6 protein-coding genes are annotated in these 5,936 nt (G+C 59.3%); 3 read left to right on the forward strand and 3 right to left on the reverse strand.

The annotated features are described in order from the left end of the window. Positions 1-170 precede the first annotated feature (170 nt). Both VN887_18765 and tadA read left to right on the forward strand, forming a co-directional pair. Positions 171-686, forward strand: a complete 516-nt coding sequence (locus VN887_18765) for an NUDIX domain-containing protein (GenBank protein ID HXT42058.1) — start codon at positions 171-173, stop codon at positions 684-686. Beyond that, a complete protein-coding gene (gene tadA / locus VN887_18770) occupies positions 679-1,179 on the forward strand; it encodes a tRNA adenosine(34) deaminase TadA (GenBank protein HXT42059.1) in 501 nt (166 codons plus the stop codon). Before VN887_18765 ends, tadA begins: the two co-directional genes overlap by 8 nt. Before the next feature lie 64 nt (positions 1,180-1,243). On the opposite strand, the gene VN887_18775 is transcribed toward tadA, so the two are convergent. Together VN887_18775 and VN887_18780 are read right to left on the reverse strand one after the other, a co-directional pair. Beyond that, positions 1,244-1,504 carry an isoamylase early set domain-containing protein gene (locus VN887_18775; protein HXT42060.1) on the reverse strand — a complete coding sequence of 87 codons (261 nt, stop codon included), beginning with the start codon at positions 1,502-1,504 and terminating at the stop codon, positions 1,244-1,246. Positions 1,505-1,746: 242 nt separating this feature from the next. Then, entirely contained in the window at positions 1,747-2,169 is a 423-nt protein-coding gene (locus VN887_18780; protein HXT42061.1) for a hypothetical protein, read from the reverse strand. Positions 2,170-2,444: 275 nt separating this feature from the next. Between VN887_18780 and leuA the strand changes: the two genes are divergently transcribed. Then, positions 2,445-4,100, forward strand: a complete 1,656-nt coding sequence (gene leuA, locus VN887_18785; GenBank protein ID HXT42062.1) for a 2-isopropylmalate synthase — start codon at positions 2,445-2,447, stop codon at positions 4,098-4,100. Positions 4,101-4,261: 161 nt separating this feature from the next. Here the strand turns inward: leuA and VN887_18790 are convergent. Then, positions 4,262-5,936 (reverse strand): M56 family metallopeptidase (locus VN887_18790; protein ID HXT42063.1); only part of this gene is annotated, 1,675 nt, incomplete at its 5' end.

The following is a 5,936-nucleotide window of genomic DNA, read 5'->3' on the forward strand; positions in this document are numbered from 1 at the left end:
GTCCGCACTTGGCTTGCAACGCCGGCCTGGAGAGAGATTATGGCAGAAGCATCCAAGGTACTTGAACGAATCGCCGCTTAACTCGCGCCGAGCCGCGCGCATTTTGGCTGAATTTCTGACTCGCCTTACGTCGCCTTGCCCTCGCCTCCTCTTCCTGCTTCACTGCCGGCATGGCGTTGCCCTACAAAATCTCCACGCTGCTTTATTGTTTCAACGAGCGCGGTGAAGTCTTGTTGCTGGAGCGCCGCAAGGAACCGAATCGCGGGCTGTGGAGTCCGTGCGGCGGCAAATTGAAAATGGAGATCGGTGAATCGCCCTATACCTGCGCCTGCCGCGAGGCCGCCGAGGAAATCGGCCTGGTCATTTCGCCAGCGGATTTGCATTTGACCGGCATCGTCAGCGAACATGGTTATGAAGGCCGGGCGCACTGGCTGATGTTCCTGTTCGAGGTGAAAAAGAAGCTCACGCAGCTCCCGCCTCCGCACGACGAAGGACGTTTTGAATTCTTCCCCGCCGATGCGCTGAAGCGCTTGCAGTTGCCGCAGACCGACCGCGAGCAAATCTGGCCGTTGTTCTGGAAGCATCGCGGCGGTTTCTTCGCCGCTCATTGCCACTGCCATCCGGACGGCCGCAACGACTGGACGCTCGAAGAAACCCTCGACCTTCAACCCTCTGGAGATGCCTGACGATCCGATCATTGATTTGCAGAGCGACCACTACTTCATGGGCGAAGCGTTGCGTCAGGCGAAGCGTGCTTACGAAACCGGGGAAGTGCCGGTGGGCGCAGTGATCGCGCGCGAGGGTCGCATCATCGCGCGGGCTTTCAATCAGGTGGAGTTGTTGAAGGACGCCACGGCGCACGCGGAGATGCTCGCCCTGACGCAGGCCGAGGAAGTGGTTGGCGACTGGCGGCTGACCGATTGCACGTTATACGTGACCAAGGAACCATGTCCCATGTGCGCCGGAGCCATGGTCCACGTGCGTCTGGCGCGCGTTGTTTATGGCGTAAGCGATCCCAAAGGCGGCGCCGCTGGCAGCGCGGTGAATCTTCTCCAGTTCCCAACGCTCAACCACCTTTGCGAAATCACGCCGGGCGTGCGCGAGGCTGAATGCCGCTCACTGCTTCAAGGCTTCTTCGCGGAACAGCGCGCACGGACGAAACTGGAAAACGGCAGGTGAAAGACAGGATTTGCCGGCCGATCCACTCCCTGGACTCCCCACTGGCGCGGCTTCCAACCGCGCCTTAACTGACTGCGATCACCGAAACGCGCTCGTTCCTTTCGTTCCGTGCCATGCCCATGGCTCGCGGGTCGAGCACCGGCGCGCCATCCACGAGGAACGCGTAGTGGTGATGGCCGTGGGTGAGCGGGATTTGCAGATACCACGACCCGTCCGCCTGCCGCCGCATCGGATGCACATTGGGATGCCAGTCGTTGAAATCCCCGACGACTGAAACGGCCCGCGCCTCTGGCGCCAGGCAGAAGAAATTGACGGGTTTGGCCATGTTTTTGGCCGAATACCGGTTATGGGTGGATTGGCTCGAACTCGAACGCATGGTGTACGACATTTGCATCTGTTTAAACATACCCGCTGGAAAAACGTTTTCAACGGGTGCGCCATAAGGAAGCAAAACTCCTGCCAGCGCGCAAGGGACAACGTTGTGAAGGCGATAAATTTTTCCCCAACAATTTGTTGACAGGTCCCGCAACGAATCACGTCACGCTCCAGCTCGCTCGTGCTCGAACTTCAAGCCTCCTCGCCGCCTGCCTTGGCCGGTGGCCGGACCTGTTTCACCTGCAGCGGTATGCTCGATTCCTGCCTCCCGTCCACGGCGATGTCGATGGCGTACTGGCCGGGTTTTTCAAACTTCAATTGCTGAATGTTGATGATGAAATTGCGCGTCAGAAAATTCGCGTCTGGCGGCAACGCCACGTCGATCGGAATGTCGATGCTCGGCATCACAAAACGGCCGTCTTCGTCCACAAAATTCATCCTCACCTTGTGCTGCCCTTCCTCGACCCGGCTGAAAACGACCCGGAGGGCGACCGAGCATTGCGGGTGCACCGCAGGCAATTGCTGGGTCACGATGGTGTCGAAGGTACCCAGCAGATTCAGCTTCCCACCATAGTCGGTCGCCGCGTCGCACAGCACGGCAATTTGAACGTTCATAAGGATCGAAGTCGTTTGCTTCTCGTGCCAATGTGCCAAAGCCGGCCCCCGGCGAACAGCAAAATACCAATTGACGCGCTGCGGCAAAGTCATTACCAGTATGACAGTTATGTGCGGTTTGAACCTTCAACTGCTGCTGAATGCGCTGCTGCCGCGAAGCGCGGCAGTTGGGTTCTGATCCGATCATCACCGATTTCCCGAACCCCACTGCCAGCCGGCGGTGGGGTTTTTGTTTTTGCCAAACAGGAAATTCGCCGCCACAACTAAAAGATAGCATGTTAAAAAACCCGTCTCAAAAATACCGCCCGTTTCCACCGGTCGAGTTACCCGACCGGCATTGGCCGAATCGCGTGCTGACCCACGCGCCCGTCTGGTGCAGCGTGGACCTGCGCGACGGCAACCAGGCACTCGCCGTGCCGATGAACGTCAGCCAGAAGCTCGAACTCTTCCAGGCGCTTGTAAAATGCGGGTTCAAGGAGATCGAAGTCGGATTTCCGTCGGCGTCGAACACCGAGTTCGCCTTCAATCGCAGGCTGATTGAGGAACGCCGCGCGCCGGATGACGTCTGGCTCCAGGTGTTGGTGCAGGCGCGCGAGGACCTGATTGAGCGCACGTTCGAGTCGCTGGTGGGCGCCAGGAGAGTAATCATCCACCTCTACAACTCGACGTCGCCCGCGCAGCGCCGGGTCGTCTTCGGAATGTCGGAGAAAGAAATCGTCAAAGTTGCCATGAAGGGCGCCCAGTGGATCAAGGACCGGTTGCCCCGGCTCAAGGGGACGGAGGTGATGCTCCAGTATTCGCCGGAAAGTTTCAGCATGACGGAAGTCGAGTTTGCAAAGGAGATTTCCGAGGCGGTGATGGACGTCTGGCGGCCGACACCGCACCACAAAATGATTTTGAATCTACCCGACACGGTCGAGGTCGCGATGCCAAACGTTTATGCCGATCAGATCGAATGGATGTGCCGCAACATTAGAAACCGCGACTCCCTCATCATCAGCCTCCACACGCACAACGATCGGTGCACCGGTGTCGCCGCGACCGAGCTCGGGTTGCTCGCCGGCGCCGACCGCGTCGAAGGCACGCTTTTCGGAAACGGGGAACGGACCGGGAATCTCGACATCGTGACTGTGGCGTTGAACCTCTACATGCACGGCATCGATCCCCGGCTCAACTTCAGCGATCTGAATGCGATTCAGGAGGTTTATGAGCGTTGCACCGGGATGACGGTGCCGGCGCGCCAGCCTTACGGCGGCGAACTCGTCTTTACCGCGTTCAGCGGCTCGCACCAGGATGCGATTCGCAAAGGCCTGGCCGAATGGGCAAAAAAGAGTGGGGCTCATTGGGACGTACCCTATCTGACGATTGATCCGACGGACATTGGCCGCGAATACCGCGAAGTCATCCGTGTCAACAGCCAGTCCGGCAAGGGCGGTGTGGCCTACCTGCTCGAAAGCGAATTCGGCATCGAGTTGCCGAAGGAAATGCAGCGCGAGTTCGGCCCGATTGCAAACGAGGAAGTGGACCGGCTGGGTCGCGAGGTCAGTGGTGCTGAGTTGAAGGCGATGTTCTGGCGTGAATACGTTGAACGCGCGACGCCGTGGTCACTCGTGCATTTCCATGCGGACGGAATGGAGGGCATCTTCCGATGCCGCGCCTCGGTCAGGCACGACGGCGTCGAAACCGCATTGACAGGCGAAGGCAACGGCCCCATCGCTGCTTTCGTGGACGCGCTGGTGGGAGGCGGCGCTCCGCCGTTCAGTGTTGCCTACTACCGAGAACACGCGCTCAGCGCAGGCACGGCCGCCAGCGCGATTGCCTACATCCAGATCAAGCTCGCCGATGGCCGGACCCGCTGGGGAGCGGCTGTGGACACGAACATTGAACTGGCATCGGTGAAGGCAGTGCTCAGTGCGTTGAATCGCGTGTGACGTTCAATCGCGCAGATCAGAGATCCTTTGCTGGCCGGAACCACGGACAGGATTTCCAACCGGGAAGGCCTTCTTCCGTGCGGACCTGTCCTTGTCGGAAGGTAACGTCAGCGGATTGAACGTGGTGTCACAGTGATCCGTCCCGTCGGGTTTGCCGGGCGTTACTTTTTCGCAGGAAGAAGACCATAGCGACGCATCATCTCTTCGCGCATGGCGGGGTAGGGAGCCGGCCCATCCGTGCCAGAGCTCTTAAGCGCGGTCGAATCGCCGGCCGCGCCTCCTAATGTTTCGATCGCTGCCTTCACGATCTCCAAATCATCTGCTGTCGCCCGCACCATCACGATGCCAGTCAGGTCGTTGTAAAAAACCGTCTTGCCGGATACGTCCATATTGATGCCGAGGTTGGAGAAAACGTCGCGCAAGGCAGCTCGGATCCGAGTCGCAGGAGGGTTTTTCGTCGCTTCAATTCCGATTCCGAAGGTCCTTTGCAAACCTGCCAGGATCGCGTTTGTGTCCACCTTGAACGTGCGGACCAGGAGGGGAGGGGAGTAGTCGAACACCCTGACCGGCTGACCGTCAACTCCGCTCGTCGATCGATTCGTTTTTTGAGAAAAAACCACACCGTATTCTTCGATGGAGTATTCGATCGGCTTGTCCGCCACTTTGACGACGGCGTCCAGCACGTCCTTCAACCTCACGTCGCGCAGCGGCAAATTGATCCTGACGACAACGCTGTTCATGTCAAGAGGCTCTGGAGAAGGAAGCTGAACGGGTTGTCCGGTCGTCGGATCGATCGTGGTCTCACCCGCGATGGGCGCCACATTGGGGTTGATCAAAAAGTTGAGGCCCCGCTTCTCCGGGTCGCGTTTACGGGATTCATCGTTCAGGAATTTCAGCACCTCCGGCAACGGCACGTCATTGAACATCACTTCGTTCAAAACAATTTGCTCCAGCTTGGACGCGATCGGATCCGGCTTTCTCTTCTTCGCAGAATTGTCCATCGACAACAGAACGTCCTTGGGGATCAGTCCATATCGTTCCATGAGTTCGCGATTGTAAGGAAAGGGCGCCCGCTGTGGAGACTCCTCGGTGATGGAGCCGCTCGCCGGGTCCGTTGCCGGCGGCTTGCCCTCAGCGGGTGTCGGTTTCGTTTCTTCAGGCGCCGGCGTCGCGCGGATTGGCTGGTCGTCCGCGTTGGTAGTCGGCGCGATCAAGCTGCTATCAGCCCCCAGCGACATCAACAGCGCAAATGCGGCGAGAGACTGTTTCCAGGTTTGTTTCATTGTTTTCATGGACTCTCCTTTGGTGAATGCCTGAGGACCGGCCCAGGCGGTGGATAAAATCACGGCAGCAACCAGGATTCCCGGGCCAAAAGCTTTGATCATAACAGAACGAGTCCGGTTCGGCGGACACCAGGAGTGTCCACGCAGCGTCAGCAACCGCTCCACTCGACGGCCCAGGCCCGAGCGAAACCCGTTTCCTTCGATGCCCAGCGAAACAAACGAAGGCGGCCGCGTCAGTCGCACACCGAGTTTCACTAGACACTCGGCCAGGACCCCGGGACCGTCCGCAACCAACAGGCTCGCTTCGTCCGCGGCTTGTTCGCTGGCGACGTGCAATTGATGACGCGCCCACCAGACCATCGGGTGCCACCAGAGAACAGCGGCCGCCAAATCCGCGACCGAATACCAGCCGGGATCGTGCGAGGCGAGATGCGCGAGTTCGTGCGCGAGCATGGCTTCCTGCTGCGCCGGGCTGAATCTGCTCACGAAATCTGCGGGCAGGCCGACCGTGGGACGCAAGACCCCGAATACAATCGGGCCGTTGAGCCGCGCC

Origin of the sequence: Candidatus Angelobacter sp., from assembly GCA_035607015.1 — a bacterium.
Lineage (GTDB): Bacteria > Verrucomicrobiota > Verrucomicrobiia > Limisphaerales > AV2 > AV2.

Coding starts and splice junctions, on each gene's coding strand:
- VN887_18765 (HXT42058.1), top strand. CDS start 171: ATGGCGTTGCCCTACAAAATCTCCACGCTGCTTTATTGTTTCAACGAG.
- tadA (HXT42059.1), top strand. CDS start 679: ATGCCTGACGATCCGATCATTGATTTGCAGAGCGACCACTACTTCATG.
- VN887_18775 (HXT42060.1), bottom strand. CDS start 1,504: ATGGCCAAACCCGTCAATTTCTTCTGCCTGGCGCCAGAGGCGCGGGCC.
- VN887_18780 (HXT42061.1), bottom strand. CDS start 2,169: ATGAACGTTCAAATTGCCGTGCTGTGCGACGCGGCGACCGACTATGGT.
- leuA (HXT42062.1), top strand. CDS start 2,445: ATGTTAAAAAACCCGTCTCAAAAATACCGCCCGTTTCCACCGGTCGAG.